General features: G+C 48.2%; 15 protein-coding genes, 1 pseudogene and 1 riboswitch. Of the genes and pseudogenes, 7 read left to right on the forward strand and 9 right to left on the reverse strand.

All coding sequences use genetic code 11. The features are described from left to right. Positions 1–165 precede the first annotated feature (165 nt). The 4 genes from Q0986_RS11800 to Q0986_RS11815 form a co-directional block, all read right to left on the reverse strand. On the reverse strand, positions 166–855 hold the full coding sequence (locus Q0986_RS11800; protein ID WP_299410293.1) for a hypothetical protein: 690 nt from the start codon (positions 853–855) through the stop codon (positions 166–168). A gap of 99 nt (positions 856–954) precedes the next feature. Further along, entirely contained in the window at positions 955–1,344 is a 390-nt protein-coding gene (locus tag Q0986_RS11805; RefSeq protein WP_299410295.1) for a RidA family protein, read from the reverse strand. A gap of 81 nt (positions 1,345–1,425) precedes the next feature. Further along, positions 1,426–2,133 carry a DNA-binding response regulator gene (locus Q0986_RS11810; protein WP_299410297.1) on the reverse strand — a complete coding sequence of 236 codons (708 nt, stop codon included), beginning with the start codon at positions 2,131–2,133 and terminating at the stop codon, positions 1,426–1,428. A gap of 30 nt (positions 2,134–2,163) precedes the next feature. Further along, positions 2,164–2,898, reverse strand: a complete 735-nt coding sequence (locus Q0986_RS11815; protein ID WP_299410299.1) for an STAS/SEC14 domain-containing protein — start codon at positions 2,896–2,898, stop codon at positions 2,164–2,166. A gap of 898 nt (positions 2,899–3,796) precedes the next feature. On the opposite strand from Q0986_RS11815, the gene Q0986_RS11820 reads away from it, so the two are divergent. Then, complete coding sequence (locus Q0986_RS11820) at positions 3,797–4,528, forward strand: hypothetical protein (protein ID WP_299410302.1); 732 nt, start codon at positions 3,797–3,799, stop codon at positions 4,526–4,528. A 104-nt stretch (positions 4,529–4,632) separates the two neighbouring features. Here the strand turns inward: Q0986_RS11820 and Q0986_RS11825 are convergent, their stop codons facing one another. Continuing rightward, entirely contained in the window at positions 4,633–5,040 is a 408-nt protein-coding gene (locus tag Q0986_RS11825) for a hypothetical protein (RefSeq protein ID WP_299410305.1), read from the reverse strand. Between the two features lie 727 nt (positions 5,041–5,767). Here Q0986_RS11825 and Q0986_RS11830 point away from each other — a divergent pair. Continuing rightward, positions 5,768–5,932 (forward strand): annotated as a pseudogene (locus Q0986_RS11830) (cysteine lyase); the annotation flags it as partial. Between the two features lie 37 nt (positions 5,933–5,969). On the opposite strand, the gene Q0986_RS11835 reads toward Q0986_RS11830, so the two are convergent. The 4 genes from Q0986_RS11835 to Q0986_RS11850 all read right to left on the reverse strand — a co-directional run bounded on the left by Q0986_RS11835 (position 5,970) and on the right by Q0986_RS11850 (position 10,072). Further along, positions 5,970–6,608 (reverse strand): Uma2 family endonuclease, encoded by a 639-nt coding sequence (locus Q0986_RS11835; RefSeq protein WP_299410310.1) that lies wholly within the window; start codon positions 6,606–6,608, stop codon positions 5,970–5,972. 103 nt (positions 6,609–6,711) lie between these two features. Then, entirely contained in the window at positions 6,712–7,413 is a 702-nt protein-coding gene (locus tag Q0986_RS11840; protein ID WP_366918573.1) for a peptidoglycan recognition family protein, read from the reverse strand. Positions 7,414–7,550: 137 nt separating this feature from the next. Continuing rightward, complete coding sequence (gene truB, locus Q0986_RS11845; RefSeq protein ID WP_299410315.1) at positions 7,551–8,414, reverse strand: tRNA pseudouridine(55) synthase TruB; 864 nt, start codon at positions 8,412–8,414, stop codon at positions 7,551–7,553. Beyond that, positions 8,414–10,072 (reverse strand): alpha/beta hydrolase, encoded by a 1,659-nt coding sequence (locus Q0986_RS11850; protein ID WP_299410317.1) that lies wholly within the window; start codon positions 10,070–10,072, stop codon positions 8,414–8,416. Before Q0986_RS11850 ends, truB begins: the two co-directional genes overlap by 1 nt. 254 nt (positions 10,073–10,326) lie before the next feature. After that, positions 10,327–10,419, forward strand: a riboswitch (TPP riboswitch). Positions 10,420–10,426: 7 nt separating this feature from the next. On the opposite strand from Q0986_RS11850, the gene thiC reads away from it, so the two are divergent. From thiC to Q0986_RS11875, 5 genes are all read left to right on the forward strand, one after another. Further along, positions 10,427–11,803, forward strand: coding sequence for a phosphomethylpyrimidine synthase ThiC (gene thiC, locus Q0986_RS11855; RefSeq protein WP_299410320.1), 1,377 nt, complete (start codon positions 10,427–10,429; stop codon positions 11,801–11,803). Positions 11,804–11,819: 16 nt separating this feature from the next. Then, complete coding sequence (locus tag Q0986_RS11860; protein ID WP_299410322.1) at positions 11,820–12,656, forward strand: DUF6816 family protein; 837 nt, start codon at positions 11,820–11,822, stop codon at positions 12,654–12,656. 164 nt (positions 12,657–12,820) lie between these two features. Next, positions 12,821–13,366, forward strand: a complete 546-nt coding sequence (locus Q0986_RS11865; protein ID WP_299410325.1) for a hypothetical protein — start codon at positions 12,821–12,823, stop codon at positions 13,364–13,366. 42 nt (positions 13,367–13,408) lie between these two features. Next, a complete protein-coding gene (locus Q0986_RS11870) occupies positions 13,409–15,289 on the forward strand; it encodes an OmpA family protein (RefSeq protein ID WP_299410328.1) in 1,881 nt (626 codons plus the stop codon). Between the two features lie 3 nt (positions 15,290–15,292). Further along, on the forward strand, positions 15,293–15,784 hold the full coding sequence (locus tag Q0986_RS11875) for a Rab family GTPase (protein WP_299410330.1): 492 nt from the start codon (positions 15,293–15,295) through the stop codon (positions 15,782–15,784). Positions 15,785–15,789: the final 5 nt, after the last annotated feature.

The raw sequence follows: 15,789 nt of genomic DNA on the forward strand, positions 1-15,789 counted from the left end.
CCTTGAGGCTGGCAGGATATCTGTCCACGGTAAACCCAGGCTTTGGGAAAATTGCTGCTTGAGAATTTCGGCTGACTCAGACATAGTGAAAGACAGAATGTTTATGGCTTGCAAGTCTTGATTCTATATCTATCAAGACTTGTAGCCCTTTCCTGAATTCTTAAGTCAGTGCCATTGAGTCTTGGTTTTGTCTTTAATCCAGGGCGCATCGGCCACGCCGCGTTGCTTGCGATACCGCTGCCACTCGCAATAGTTCACCTGCCAAGCGGTATCGACACAACCACACCCATAGCCACCGGGGGCACCGAGTCCTGCTTGCCCTCCTTGTCCTCCGGCATTATTCAGAGTTAGGGCTTTCAGTTGTGTAGGTTGCGCATAATAAATCCAAACTTTGCCGCCATTCCCCCCACGTCCACCATTACCACCTCGCCCCCCTCGTCCACCGTCAGCCCCTGTCAGGTTATGAGCAGGTTGAGCGGAGTGATCACAACCATAGGCATTCTCACCCAACTGGCCATCTTGTCCCGATGTCCCAGGGCTACCCGCCACATCTACCGTCATCGGTGCCCCCGTTAGGCGAATTTGGGTTTCCTGACCCGACGTCCCATTCCGACCATTGGCTCCATCTCTCCCCTTACGTCCATCTCCGCCAAAGGTTTGAATGCCCCAAGCAATCAGAGGTGGCAACGTGGTTGGGACAGGCTGGGGCGAATAGGCAGCGCTAAAGGGAGAAAAGTGCCCCAATAAGAGAGCCAAGGTACAGGCACACAAACCCAGCACCCAATAGAGTTTCCGCTTCAAAAACCGCATGCTGAGATTAGGAATAAAGAGGACAGATGGAGGGGAACTGGCCAACTTAAAACCCAAGACCGCTGATTCAGTTAAAAATCTGGGCTAGCGTTGCCGTAATTTTCTACGACTAAAAACTTTATCTCTAGGTTCCAGAAAACAACTCTAGACCACCGCAATACAGTCGATTTCCACCAAGACATCCTTGGGCAACCGGGCCACTTCTACGCAAGCGCGAGCAGGTGCAGTGGCTTCATCAAAATAACGGGCATACACACCATTCACCGTGGCAAAATCATTCATATCTGCCAGAAAAACCGTCGTTTTGACCACCTGAGACCAGCCCACGCCTGCTGAAGTCAAGACGGCTTCTAAATTCTTCATCACTTGCTCCGTCTGCTGGGCCACATCATCACCACCCACTAAAGCACCCGAAGCTGGATCTAAAGCAATTTGCCCGGATGCGAACACCATTGCGCCCTGGGCACGAATGGCTTGGTTATAGGGACCGACCGGAGCAGGAGCATGATCGGTGCGAATCACATCATGGGACATAGGACACAGCCAACTAAACACTTGGACGATCCTGCCTGGTTGTGGAATCGTCGTCAACTAATGGCTGATACCCACCGCAATTTACCGATAAGACTCACCTTCGATCACATAATCAAAATTGCCTTCACCCACATTTTCAGTGAGGGTTTTCAAAATTTTCTTCGGATCATCGTAGGGACCACAAAAATAGCAGGGTTTGCCATCACGGCCACAGTCTAGTTTGCCTTGACCATCCCATTCCCCTAAATGGGCTTTAGAGTTTTGGAAATCGCGATGGGGCTTGAACCCTAACCCCTCGGCATAGTCAATCACGCTGTAAACCATGGCTTGCGCTTGCTCTAAGGAGATCTTCTGAGGTTGTTCCTCGAATCCTTGATACGCCTGGTCAATAAAATAGGCATAGTCTTGGGTGCTGAACTTGCGCGGCCCTATCGTATCCTTGAGCCCTAAGCACCAATAGTCCAGCAGATAAGTACAAACTACCAAACGGTTGTGGCCAGCCTTCCGGGTCACCGTCACAATCGCCATGCCTTGAGATTCATCTTCCACTATTGTCGTCGATGGCGTTGGGTTGTCAAAGAAGTGTTCAACTGCGCCTCCATTGACCCAACACTCGAACAAGGGATCAAGGGTAGCCGTTTTGCCATGAGCAAGGGCATTTTCTTCGGCCTGAGCCCGGATCACGGCTGAGACTTCAGACACCCGCAACCCCAACTTGCGCGCAATCTGCTTTGGCGTCAAATTCAAAGTCCGTAAGTTCGCAATTTCTTGCTTTCTTTCAGGTTCCATAGCTCTCCTTCAAAACAGTTTACGGCTACGCTATGCCGCTGCTAGCCACACTCGGGCTAAATCAATTTGCGATCGCTCAAACGCTTTGATCTCAGCCGGGAAAATCGCGCTGACCGCTTCGGCAACGGTCCGCATCCATTGAGCATCAGCCACCAAGGCCACATGGGTAATGTCTTTGACCATATAAGCCTGCTGCAAATCTTTCCACAGAGCCATGGGGTCCATACCCTCGAAACTCCGAATCTCTTCCAGCACTTTCACTTTGCCATGCTTAGCCAAATCCGCTTTCATTTGCGGCACAATCCGATCAAAATCAGCAGCGGTAATGGTGCCTTCGATGATCACCTCAACAATGTTGCTCTCACTGCTACTGCGATAGGTCATACCGGATGCTTCACTAGGTTCAGGAACAGTCAGCAACCAGGTCCGGGCTGCTTCATGTTGCGAAGGCGCAAAAGCTTTGACCTGAGCAGATAGAATATTATCAGATGCCGCAGCAATAGTCCGCACCCATTCTGCTTCTGCCACGACGGCAACATGGGAAAAGTCGTTGACATGACTGAGGCCAAACTGCGCATCTTTCCATAGGGCAATGGGATCTATGCCTTCAAAGCTCCGAATTTCTTCCAGGAGTTTGAGCTTTCCGTGCCTGGAAATATCGAGTTTCATCCGAGAAATAGCTTGATCTAAATCAGTCTCGGTAATTTTGCCTTCAACAATCAGTTCGACAACGTTACTCGTGGGGTTGTTACGATACTCAATCACGGAAGAATCTCCTTTATTTGAGTGGCATTGCTTACAGGCTATCGTAGGGAGCTATGGAATGGCATTCTCGCACCTGAATTTCTCATAAGCGCTTGTTAAGTCTCCCTAAAACAATGCCCTATAGTGATTTCAGAGAGCTAGCATGCCGTTAGGTATAAGAGGCTATTTATTGACGTAAGACATAAATTCGTAGATTAGGCGATGTACGACTCAATACTTGTAGCTGTTGATTTCTCATTCCTTCTGGCTACATGCTGTGATCAGTAACAACGGAGTATCAATACTTTCAGGAAAGTCACATATCACATTAGGTTGAAGCTTTACATTCAACGCACTGCACTAAACCTAATCCATTTTTAATAAGCTCTACGCAACCGATTTCCACATAATGCAGAATAGACTGTACTGGTTTCATCAGCTCCAACATTAAACCTAGTAGTCATCTCCACACTATCAATATGAAATTAGTATGTCATTTACTGCTAGCCCAAATCTAAACCAAACACTACATAATCTGAGTGATGTTAGAATTGTACTCTATGTCAATTTTGCAACAAGAAAGGGTAACATTACGGTACCGGTACTTGTCATGCTCGTATTTAAAAAGCACTGAGGCGGTGCTGAATGCTTATAAGCAGAACATAATGTGGCCTAAAAAAAGCAGTGAAGAACAAGAGTAGTAAAGACATCAGGGCGCAATCAATTCGCAATGAAGCAAGTGCCTTTGCGAGTGTTCGCCTTGCCCGTGGCAACTTGCGTATTCAAGGCAGAGCATTCGCTACTTCTTCAGAATGGGCAGAACGGAGACGTACCCATTCTGACCGGCTGAAGCGTATCAACAAACACTTGAAATAAAGATTCAGATAACCGCAGCAGTAGTTAAGAACAGGTTTTCTAAATGGGGGCACTTGAAGATGCACTTGAGCTACATAAAAAGTTAGGAACCCGCTACAAAGAGTACGAAACTACGGACGGCGAATTTCCGGACATCGTAGTTCTGAACGAGATGCGATATGCTCTCCGGGCTGCTATTAAGTTACTCGATCAAGCATCATTTGAACATCTATCTGATGAAGATCGACAAAGATACGATACCTCCGTGCAAGAGTTACATCACGCCCTGCGCAACGCTTATCATGACCTCGTAGATGGCTTACTCATCCAGATTACTCGCACTATGGATGCACTAATTGAGAAATATCCTGTTGCAGCAGTAAATGTGCTCAGCCAAAAGAGACTTGAAATTCTTGATGATCTCAACAAAGTCGAACAACTTATTGCACAGTCCCGTGGGGATGGTCTGAACCGTCAAAAACTCTATGACGAAGAGATTTATGATGGTTGGTTTGAGACAATAATAAAACACTACAAGTTTATCGACCAAGTTGCACTCGATGAAGTTATTCGCGAACACGATAGGATTGAAGAAGAAAAAGCAGCCGAACAAGCCAGGATTGAAGCCGAACAAGCTAGAAAGAAAAAAGAAGAAGAAGCCGAAACTAGAAAGTTCTGGCTTTCTATAGCTCTGGCCATTTTGGGGATTGCTGTATCAACTTTGGGAGTTGTTATCGCAATTAAATGGCCGATACCTCCCCAGAACAACGTAATATGCGAGGATAATAGCTGTTGATAAGCGAAGCAACGCTCAACTAGCTCCTATTCGAAAATATCCATATGTTATGAATGCTTTCGCGAAAATGCTTCATAATTTTTTGCGATTTTAACGACTTCGCTTTATCGCAAGTCTACAGAAGAGTATTTTGGTTGAGTACAGGATGCCATCGCAGGAATATATTCACGAGCCTCAGCTCGTACCTGCGGCACCCAATCATTTAACCGCAACAGAAATGCATTAGGTGCCCCTTCATTGAGAGCACGCAATGATTTTTCACCCTGATATCCATCACCACTGAAACAGTCTAACCAAGGCAGCAAACGGCGGCTTTTCAACGACAGGCGCTGCGAGTAAGCAGCTAGCTCAATTTCATAACGGAAGATTCTTTCCCAATACTCTAGTTTGGCCACAGGCAAGTCTGAGGTGACCCTGATATATTTCGATAGCGCTGGAGCGAATGCGCGATCGCACAAAAGAGACCGTACTGTTTCTAGAACCTGTTCTTCATTGGCTTGCGGATTGATCATGAGCGAGTCACATCATCTCAGCTCTGGGGATATATTCAACCAGAGTGTCGATGGTTAGTCCGGTTTGAATCGGTAGTGTTGCTGATTTTATGCAGCGTCCTACCCCAAGTTAGCTCAAGCCAAAATCAAGCCTCTAATTTTAATATAGATAAAAATCAATCAAAAATTGGTTGAAGCTATATATAGATCTATGTAAGATCAAGATGTTTGCAGAACTCAAGGTAGTCAAAAATCACTACCTTCTGACATCCAGCCCAGAGCCCATTGAACGACTGCTTGTACAGCGTTCGATAGGTTTTAGCTGACTAGAACAATAGGGTTGACTCGCGTATTTGAGGTTGTTACAGGTTTCTGAACCAACTTCATTACTAGCAGCATTGCCCTCAAACTTACCTCAATCAGTCAATTGCGAATCGTCTGATTCACAACAGGTTCTCTAGTATCGGGATATTCCCTACTGGGTCCCTGAGCATACACCGTGGAAACACTTTGGAGGAAAGGATGAAAGACTATACACTTGTCTGGATATTGCTCTGGCAATCGATTTATTTTTGCCTGTTTTTGCATAGCGTTCTGACGGATGCATTTGCAGATGGCGATCAAAACCAGCAAGACCTTTAATTGAGCACAGCACACCAGGAGTTCGCCAATCTAACAGGATGACAAAATCAGGCAGAATAGCAAAGGTTAGTATGCTGGCCTTGTGACCTGAACTCCAAGGATAGGTATGACCTCCGAACAGCAGCATTCCTTAGAAGTGCATCGACAGCAATTTCCTGCTTTAGGGAATAAGCTATACTTCAACTACGGTGGCCGAGGCCCACTGCCACAGACTGCTTTCACTGCCATTCAGTCTGCCTATACCCAAATGCAAGAGCTTGGCTCGTTTACCATTGGGTAATTTTACGTTTTCTCTAGATGCGGTTGAGTTAGCTTAGATCCAACGTTTTAATCTTCACACGAAAGGCTTTGCAAATCGCACTCATGGGTTCAGAAGTATTGGCTAAATATTCTGAAAATAGCGAAATTATAGGAATATTAGGAAATATACGACTACTGAGTGCATTGATAAAAGTATCACCTTCAAGCACAGAAATAGTAAGCGTATTGTCTTGATAACGCCAAATTTCCGGCACTCTAATAGTGGTATAAGCACTCAATCTGGTCTTGGATGTCAGATCGACTTCAATGGCTAAATCCGGGGGAGGATCAATGGTGAGATCCAGCCTTTGCTTACCCAGAATAGCGGCATAATTTTGAATATAGAAGCAATCATCAGGTTCAATCCCAACGTTGCAAGCTGGATTCTTAAAGGTTGTGGACCCTAAAGATTCCCAGTCCCACTCTAAGTCATCCAGTAAGATAACGAGTAGATGCGCCAGCAAAACCTTAACTCGTTCATGTTCTGGTGAAGGCATTCGTATTTCTAAGGTGCCAATCGCATACGCAACTCGCGTGGTTCGCTGCTCACCTAAATCCTGCAAAATTCCTTCAAACGCCTGCCAATTCAAATTTCTAAAGAGCGTTCGATGCCCAGGAGGAATCTCAATTTGCTGTATCTGAACCATAACCACGCTCACGTCTCCCTCTGGTCAGGCAAACTCCCTTTTACTATATCGAATCGCTGAAGTGGCTATTGATGACTGCACGGGAGTTTATTAACTCACTGCTTTAATCCGACAGCTCAGGTCCTGCAAACGTCGCAGGGGGTAGGCTGACTGTCTTGGTTTGATTCAGTTGAGAAAAGCGGTTAAATAGACTGTTAAACGTGCGCTGATTGAAACTACGCGGGTCTTTCCGGCTGCCCGAGCGATCCACGCCTTTATGAGTGGTCACCCGATTGGCGGGGATTTTGCTTTGGGTCACTAGCCAAGCTAACGAACGGTATTGGGCTTGTGTATAACCGCTATGGTGATTGCCATTGTGATTACCATCAGCAGGGGTTTCTAAAGAAATATGGTAGGCAAAATTATTAACTGAAGCAGGATAGATGCGATGGGTTTTGACTGCTTCTGGTCCGTTGGGACCTCTAAAGACGGAGTTTCCGGCACCAAAGGCCCGATTTTTCCGAGAAACAAAATGAACAACTGTACCGTTTCGGGTAATTAAATCATGGTAGCTGGCTTGGTCCGCTTCATTGTAGTGAGGCGTCTGAAAAAATCGAATGGTGGACGCTGCTGAAACCACTGTTTCGTGGAGAACCACAATCGGCTCATTTTGGGCAGGTCGACCATAAATATCTTTGGCATACCGTTTGCCAAAATTGGTTTCATGGGCAGGTCGCCAGACTTCTATGGGGCGAAAACGGGCCAGCTCCGAGTGAACTGTTTGGCTATTCACAGCACTCACATGCAGCGCGAAGACACAGGCCAAAGCGCCTAGAAAGAGGAGCAGACCGTGTAAACGAGGAGAGTTCAGCTTAAACCAGCGCATTATTCGCATTCAGAAGTTGTAAAACGACAAATTTGGCTCAGAGTATAGCACTGATGCCTCTAGTGCGATCGCATCCGCTAGAACGGTAAAACAACTTTGGGTTTGAGGACACCCTCAATGATCTCACCCATCCCCAAAAACCGATCACTCCGGACTTGAACGATCTGATCTAGAGTACCCACTTGAGGAAGTTTTTGCCCCCAGCAAAAGCGCTGGGCTTCGGCTGGAGGCAAGGTGATGACCGGTTGTTGTAAGGAAAATGATGGTGCAAGGGGGAGAAATGTTCCTTGCTGCACCTGATCCGCTAGCGTTTCGAAGGTCAGACTATCGGCTAAGGCAAAGCCACAGCTAAGGGTACGAGTGAGTTGAGCCAGGGTTGCGCCTGGGCCTAATGCGGCTCCTAAATCTCTGGCAATCGACCGAATATAGGTCCCCGGACCACATGCGATCGCAACTTCCACCTCAAAATATGGGGACGTTCGCCAATCCAGCACCTGAATCTCAAAGACCTCTACTGTGCGGAGGGGTGCCTCCACCGCTTGGCCCTGACGAGCCAGATCATACAATCGCTGGCCTTGAACCTGAATCGCACTGAACGCCGGAGGGCGTTGCTCAATTGAGCCAATAAAAGGCAATAGGGCTTGCTCCACTGCTGGCCTGGACAGATGATCAGCAGTCTGCTCCGTCAGCACCTCTCCCGCCAAATCATCGGTCGTGGTGGTGAGGCCAAATCGAATAGTGGCTTGATACGCTTTTTGCGTCGGCAAATACGGCAGCAAACGGGTCGCCGATCCCAGGGCAATCGGCAAAACCCCCGTCGCCAAAGGGTCAAGGGTACCGCCATGTCCGACCCGCTTCAGACCACAGATTCGCCGGACCTTGCCCACACAATCATGGGAGGTCATACCTGGCGGTTTATGCAGATTAAGAAAACCCAGCATTAAGACTCCTGTGGACTCGGAGCAGGCGGTAAAGATAGCGCTGGCGTCAGATGTAAGGTCAACGGTTCTTGGCTTAAATTGGCAGCATAGCTAGGTGTCAGAAACCGGTCAAACGCCTCCTGTCGCTGAATATAACGCCCAAAAAAGGCCGTACTTAAAGCTCTGACATAGTAGCGGGCCAAGGCACTCGGCCCCCTTGCTCCACCAAAGCCGGGGAGTCCATTTGACGATGTCACAGCGGTATTGCCCGTGGAAAAGTGCGTGCCATTATTCATCAGTACCAAGCGTTTTTCAGCGTGGGTCAGCCAGGTAAACGGTTGAATTTGCTCGGGTAAAGCGGGTGCAATTGTGTCAGCACCGCCCGTCATCATCATCACAGGCACTTTGACATTCTGATACCCCGATTTCCCGAATAAATTGCTGCCAATCGGACTAATGGCAATCACACCTTGAATTCTAGAATCCACCAGCTCAACGGTTGGGTCTGAAGACTGCAAAGCCTGACACTGCAACACCAGTGAGACATTAAAGGTGTTATCCAAGCCCGTGCTGCAAGCCTGTCTGAGCTGGGCAAAGTTAGGCGTGGCTCCAGCCAGGGCGAGAGCCGTATATCCGCCATAGGAATGACCTAACATACCGACTCTCTTCAAATCTAAGCGCCCTTGAAACCGTGGATCGGTAATGGAGTTCTGTTCTAAAGTATCCAAGATATAGCTCACATCCAAGGGACGATCGAGAAATTCAGTTCGATCAATCACATCTTGAGCGCGCCCTCGAAACAGATCAGCAATCTGTTGCCCATTACTGCCAGAATGTTCGGGCATAATCACCACATAGCCATGGGACGCCAAATGTTGGGCTAAGTAGGCATAGGTACTACGATCCGAATTAAATCCATGGGAAATCACCACCACTGGATAGGGTTGATCCGAGGCGGTGGTGGGGAAATAGATATCCGTCACAATCTCCCGCGCTCGTTGGGTATAGGCCAACCGTTTCTCGCTCTCGTCCTTCATCTCCAGCGTGATTTTTTCCCAAGTATCGGGACCTGAGCGAGACAAAAACCACCCCATTAAACTATCGGCCTGAGGCTCCGCTTGAGATTGTTGGATCACCGCAGCAACCGCAGTATTCGTCGTTTTAACCACTTGCTGAATTTGATTGAGCAGGTCCAAGGTTTTGGTCAGATCCACTTGAATGCCCGGATTAGGAAAATTGCGCAATACACTCAGCGCCGTCAACCCTTCTGGATCCTTCGCAGCCAAAATCAAGGCTGACCGCAAGGCATGAAAACTACCTTGGCCAGACTTCGTACGGACTACTTGTTGCACCCGATTGAGCAAGGCTTCGCCGACGGGCGTATACAAAAACTGGGCCACCGCAACGGTATTGAGATTCAGCCGCTCCTGCAAACTCGCCCGCAGCTGCGTTTGCTGTTCTGGGTTGAAGTAACCCAAATAGGGGGCTAAGGCTGAACTGGACTCTCCCTCCTTGGCATAGCGCTCTAGATCTCGCACCGGAATCGATCGTTCTAAGAAGAGGAAAGAGACAAAGATACGCTCGGCAGCAAAGAGCGGACTCGCCTGTAGTAACACCACAGACAAAGCGATGCCGACTAAACGGCGAGATCGAGAAAAAATCTGTTGCGGACGTTTCATTCTGGTTTTATTCAACCCTTCAACCCATCGTGCGGTTTATCCAAGGGGGCCACTCGCTATGCCAGGATCTATTTGCAGACAGTGCCACACCCTACCTTTGCCAGCCTAATGCTTTGCCGCTATAGTTGTCACAGATTGCCACCAATTCTGATCCCAGAGGGGCAGGATGAGACAGGCAACAGAAAAAGTCTACAAAGCCTTGCAAAACTTAAAGGAAATTGTAGGAATCTGCTTTACAGAGCAATGTTACGATTTGAGATAGCTAGGGGTGCCTAACCAGGCTGAGATCAAACCCTTAGAACCTGAGACCGGCTAGCACCGGCGGAGGGAAGCTGTTCATCCGAGGAACTTAATATGCGTCATCAATGGGTTGCCAACCGTCACGGACAGAGCAATGTCAGTCAGATGTACTATGCGCGCCAAGGCCAAATCACCGAAGAAATGGACTATGTGGCCAAACGAGAAAATCTTCCCGCTGACTTGATTCGGGAAGAAGTTGCTCGGGGTCGGATGATTATCCCTGCCAACATTAACCATGTCAATTTGGAACCGATGGCCATTGGGATTGCTTCCAAATGCAAAGTTAATGCAAATATTGGGGCTTCACCCAACTCTTCCGATATCGAAGAAGAACTCGATAAACTGCGCTTAGCGGTGAAGTACGGTGCTGATACCGTGATGGACCTCTCGACTGGGGGTGGCAATCTCGATGAAATTCGGACGGCGATTATTAACGAGTCTCCCGTTCCCATTGGCACGGTGCCCGTCTATCAAGCCCTAGAAAGCGTTCATGGCAATATTGAAAATCTGACAGCAGATGACTTTTTGCATGTGATTGAAAAGCATGCTCAGCAGGGTGTAGATTACCAAACCATTCATGCGGGCATTTTGATCGAGCACTTATCGTTAGTGCGTAACCGAATTACGGGCATCGTCTCTCGCGGCGGCGGTATTTTGGCTCGCTGGATGCTTCACCACCACAAGCAAAATCCTCTCTACACTCACTTTAATGACATTATCGAAATCTTTAAAAAACACGATGTGTCCTTTAGTTTGGGAGATTCTCTGCGGCCCGGCTGCACCCACGATGCCTCCGATGATGCCCAACTCGCAGAGCTAAAAACGCTAGGACAGCTGACCCGTCGGGCTTGGGAACATGATGTGCAGGTGATGGTGGAAGGTCCAGGTCATGTCCCCATGGACCAAATTGAATTCAATGTCCGCAAGCAAATGGAGGAATGCTCGGAAGCGCCCTTCTACGTGCTAGGGCCACTAGTGACGGATATCGCTCCCGGCTACGATCACATTACCTCAGCCATTGGCGCTGCCATGGCGGGTTGGTATGGAACCGCCATGCTCTGTTATGTCACGCCCAAAGAGCATTTAGGACTGCCTGATGCCGAAGATGTTCGGAATGGCTTGATCGCCTATAAGATTGCAGCCCATGCCGCAGATATTGCCCGTCACCGTCCTGGTGCCCGCGATCGCGATGATCAACTTTCCGAAGCGCGTTACAATTTTGACTGGAATCGCCAGTTTGAACTCTCCCTTGATCCAGAACGTGCCCGTGAGTATCACGACGAAACCTTACCGGCGGACATCTATAAAACCGCCGAGTTTTGTTCCATGTGTGGTCCCAAGTTCTGCCCCATGCAAACCAAAGTGGATGCAGATGCCCTCACCGAACTAGAGAAGTTCTTGGCTAAAGATCAAGTGGGCTCAGCGCGTTAAGCTGAGGCATTTCGAGATGAAGGGTAAAGACCGACAATCTAGGCATGGGTGTCTTTGGCGACGGGGCGTATGGCTCAGCTTGGTCCTCTGTTGGTTGTGTTGGTCTTTGCCCGCGATCGCAAGCCCATTGGCAGAACGGCTCAGTACATTTCCTGAATGGCAAGGCAAGCCTGTCCTCAAACCTGCAACGGGCAGTTTAATTTATCCAGACTGGTTTTTAGGAGACTGGCAGGTGACCAGCACCCTAGTGGATATGGCCGCTCCCTTAGCCCCCCAACTGGTGACGCCAGGCTATGCCGACAATCAGGAACATTTGAATGAACCCGTCACATTTAAGGTGCGCTTTATTGAAGAACCAACCCCAATCAGAACCAAAGTGCTGGCGGGCGCATCGCCTTGGGAGCTATTGTCTCGTAAGCCATCTGTGATTGCCGATTTAGTGTTTAATGGCCGTAGTTTAGCAGCAGCCTATTTAGGGGATGATGCCGTTAAACAAGTGACGATCGATCCTCGCTTTCCGAATCGTCAAACCACTGTATTGAAACAAGATCGGCAGCTAATCTCGACGATTAGCGATCGCAACACTGAATTTAACCCTAAAACCGACACATGGATTGCGAGTGAACTCTTTCAGCAAGAGTTTCGCAGCAATACTCAGATTTATCTCAATCAGGTTGAAAACACCACCGCTTATCGCTACATTAATACCCTTCCTGCCCAGATCGATGCCGATCAGGTGACTGCAATTTATCTGTCGCCTCAAGATCCCGATTATTTTCAGGCCTTTAATCAGCCAGTTGCCCTCTATCGCTACCATCTAGTCCTCACCGCTATCCAAGTAGATGAGCGATAAGTTCTATCTGCCCATGGCGTCACCGCAATGCCTGAGACAATTTCATCAGGCTTGGGAAAGCGATGCTAAAATCGGGGCAATTACAGCACCCTCGGAACGTAATACGACTCCAGCCGTAGAAAATGGCTGACTGTTGATAGGCGTAATTTACACAAACTGCAGCTATGACTCTCTCTAATAAGCAGATAGCATCCCCATCCTCTCCTAACGATTCATCAGACGTAAATCAGCCTGTCGATGTTGTCGTAGGAGCCAATCCAAATAATGAAGAAGTAGACCTAAACACACTCAATAAAATTCGGGATCTGCTCTTCGGTCAACAGGTGCAAAAACACGAACAACAACTGAACCAATTAGGACATCGATTGGATCAGGAATATGCTGACCTCCGCCATCATATCGATCAAGGTTTACAATCCCTGGAAGCGTCCATGCGGAAGGAGTTGAAAGCGCTGACCAAGACCCTAAAAACCAATCATGACGAGCAAACGGCAGCGGTTTCCGATCTTCACGATGAGTATGAGACAGGCATGGCCGCTGTTGAAGCGAAAATTGAACGGTTAGGAGATGATTTCAATCAAAAGCATGATGAACTCAGAGCGCTCCTAGAGCGTGAGGTGCAAGAACTTAATACCGTAGATGACGCCGATCGCGCTCACTTAGCCGACCTCTTTAGCGAATTAGCGCTCAACATTCGTGCCCATCGATAGTCTTGGGTGCGCGGATAGTCGAGCTATCATGGTCATAACTTCATGGGGATGGGGCTGCGCGTCATTCGCTTTCCACCGGATGCCGATCAGCCCTTTTACCCTGGAACTATCGATCGTGACAGCGCTTCTTTTAGACCATCCATCATTGCAGCCTTTTGTTCAATGAGTGACCTACCCGCTAAAACCAATCACGGAGAGTCTGCCTCCCATCCAGAAGAGCAGCTCTCAACGAACGACCTCACTGAGCTGCGCAGCTTACTGATTGGACCCGATTTGAAAGAGCGCTTTGAAAACGCCAAACTGCGTTCCGAAGATGTGAGTCGCGTTTTACCAGAAGCGGTTAATCTCACACTGCAGACGGGTGATCCAGCTTTTCCATCCGCCATGGTGCCCACGGTCGAACATGCCATTAAGTCTTCCGTCAATACCGACCAAAACATTTTGTCTGAAGCGTTATTCCCCATTATGGGGCCGGCGATTCGGAAATCGATCGCAGCCGCCATTCAAAACTTAACAAACTCCCTCAATCAGAGCTTGGAGCATAGTTTATCGCCTCAAAGTCTCAGCTGGCGCTTCGAAGCTTGGCGAACGGGAAAGTCGTTTGCGGAAGTGCTGTTGCTCCGCACCTTAGTCTATCAAGTTGAACAAGTTTTCCTGATTCATAAAACCTCTGGCTTAGTTCTCCAGCATTTAGCTGCTGAAACAGCAGCCGCACAGGATGCAGACCTGGTGTCTGCTATGTTTACGGCCATTCAAGATTTTGTTCGGGACTCCTTTAGCGTTAGCGATGACACCTTAGGTAGCCTGCAAGTGGGTGAACTAACGATCTGGGTAAACGAAGGACCACAAGCCCTGATTGCCTGCGTTATTCGGGGAAATCCCCCCAGTAAACTGCGGCTGACCATGGAAAATTCCCTGGAGCGCATCCATCTTCTGCATGAGCGACAAATGCATCAATTTCAAGGAGACAGCAGTGTCTTTGAATCTTGCCGTCCTTACCTAGATGACTGTTTACAATCCCAGTATCAAGCCAAGCAAAAGCGGTCTTCTCCCTTGAAATGGATTGGAGGAGCTGCAAGCATTCTGCTCTTGGGTTTTGGAGCCTGGACCTTTTTTGCCATACAAGAACAACATCAGGTGCAAAGCTTTGTTAATCAACTGAATCAAGAACCCGGAATTGTCGTTTTGCAGACGACAAAACAAGATGGGCAATATACCATCTCTGGCCTCAAAGATCCGCTGGCGGCTCAACCGACCAACTTAATCACGCAGACCGATCTCGATCCAGAGAAGATCCAGTTTGTCTGGGAACCCTATCTTTCCTTTAACGCGGAGTTTCTAGAGTCTAGAGTCACGGCATTGCTCCAGCCCCCCGAAACCGTCCGTCTCACCATTGATCCCAAGGGCTTTATCCAAGCCTCTGGGACTGCCCCCCAAGCCTGGATTGACGAAGCTCAGACGTTAGCACTACGCCTTCCTAATATCAGCCGATTCAATACCCAGAATGTGCTCCCGATTGAAAGCAAAGCTCTCGCCACGCTGAAGCAAAAGATTGAAGCGAAAACGGTACTCTTTACCCAAAATGCTCAACTCGTGTCTCAGCAAGATGGCATGTTGAAATCCCTGGCCCAGGATCTGAGCGCCCTACTACAGACGGCGAAAACCCTCAAACAGCCCATTACTGTACTGGTGGAAGGACATACGGATACCATCGGCGCGGAATTGATCAATCTCTCTGTCAGAGAGACACGGGCCAAGGCAGTCATCTCAATTTTGGCCAAACAAGGAATTAATCGCAGCATCTTTAAAATGGTTAACGTTGAACCACCCGCCTCTAGCTCAACCACCACAACACCCAATCTTTCTAATCGCAAGGTTACCTTCAAAGTTCTGTTTGTTCATCCATCGGAAGCGAAGCAATAACATATGCTCCAAAAAAAGATTTGTATGGTCGGTGCCTTTGCGACAGGGAAGACGAGCTTAATTGCTCGATACGTTCAGGGGATTTATTCCGATAAATATCAAACCACGGTTGGGGTCAAAATTGATAAAAAGATGGTCAGCGTGGAGGGGGAAGATCTCACCTTAATTCTCTGGGATATTCATGGTGAAGATGAATTCCAAAAAATTAGAATGTCATATTTGCGGGGGTCAGCCGCCTATATTTTGGTGGTAGATGGCACCCGACGAGATACATTAGGAACAGTGTTTCACTTACAAGCTAAGGTTGAAGACACGATTGGCAAAGTGCCATTTATTACAATTTTCAATAAGTATGATCTGAGTCAAGACTGGGAAATCGGAGAGGAAGACCTCGAAGAACTCTCCCAGCGACAATGGTTGTACTGTATGGGAAGTGCAAGGACAGGTCTAGGAGTCGAAGAGTGCTTTACACAACTAGCGCAACTGATGATTTAAAGACA

Source organism: Acaryochloris sp. IP29b_bin.148 (assembly GCF_028285565.1).
Taxonomy (GTDB): domain Bacteria; phylum Cyanobacteriota; class Cyanobacteriia; order Thermosynechococcales; family Thermosynechococcaceae; genus Acaryochloris.

Excerpts from the sequence above, each read along its gene's own strand:
- truB (WP_299410315.1), bottom strand. The coding sequence starts at position 8,414 with ATGCTGGGTTTTCTTAATCTGCATAAACCGCCAGGTATGACCTCCCAT.
- Q0986_RS11810 (WP_299410297.1), bottom strand. The coding sequence starts at position 2,133 with ATGGAACCTGAAAGAAAGCAAGAAATTGCGAACTTACGGACTTTGAAT.
- Q0986_RS11875 (WP_299410330.1), top strand. The coding sequence starts at position 15,293 with ATGCTCCAAAAAAAGATTTGTATGGTCGGTGCCTTTGCGACAGGGAAG.
- Q0986_RS11865 (WP_299410325.1), top strand. The coding sequence starts at position 12,821 with ATGACTCTCTCTAATAAGCAGATAGCATCCCCATCCTCTCCTAACGAT.
- Q0986_RS11820 (WP_299410302.1), top strand. The coding sequence starts at position 3,797 with ATGGGGGCACTTGAAGATGCACTTGAGCTACATAAAAAGTTAGGAACC.
- thiC (WP_299410320.1), top strand. The coding sequence starts at position 10,427 with ATGCGTCATCAATGGGTTGCCAACCGTCACGGACAGAGCAATGTCAGT.
- Q0986_RS11825 (WP_299410305.1), bottom strand. The coding sequence starts at position 5,040 with ATGATCAATCCGCAAGCCAATGAAGAACAGGTTCTAGAAACAGTACGG.
- Q0986_RS11870 (WP_299410328.1), top strand. The coding sequence starts at position 13,409 with ATGGGGATGGGGCTGCGCGTCATTCGCTTTCCACCGGATGCCGATCAG.
- Q0986_RS11860 (WP_299410322.1), top strand. The coding sequence starts at position 11,820 with ATGAAGGGTAAAGACCGACAATCTAGGCATGGGTGTCTTTGGCGACGG.
- Q0986_RS11835 (WP_299410310.1), bottom strand. The coding sequence starts at position 6,608 with ATGGTTCAGATACAGCAAATTGAGATTCCTCCTGGGCATCGAACGCTC.
- Q0986_RS11805 (WP_299410295.1), bottom strand. The coding sequence starts at position 1,344 with ATGTCCCATGATGTGATTCGCACCGATCATGCTCCTGCTCCGGTCGGT.
- Q0986_RS11850 (WP_299410317.1), bottom strand. The coding sequence starts at position 10,072 with ATGAAACGTCCGCAACAGATTTTTTCTCGATCTCGCCGTTTAGTCGGC.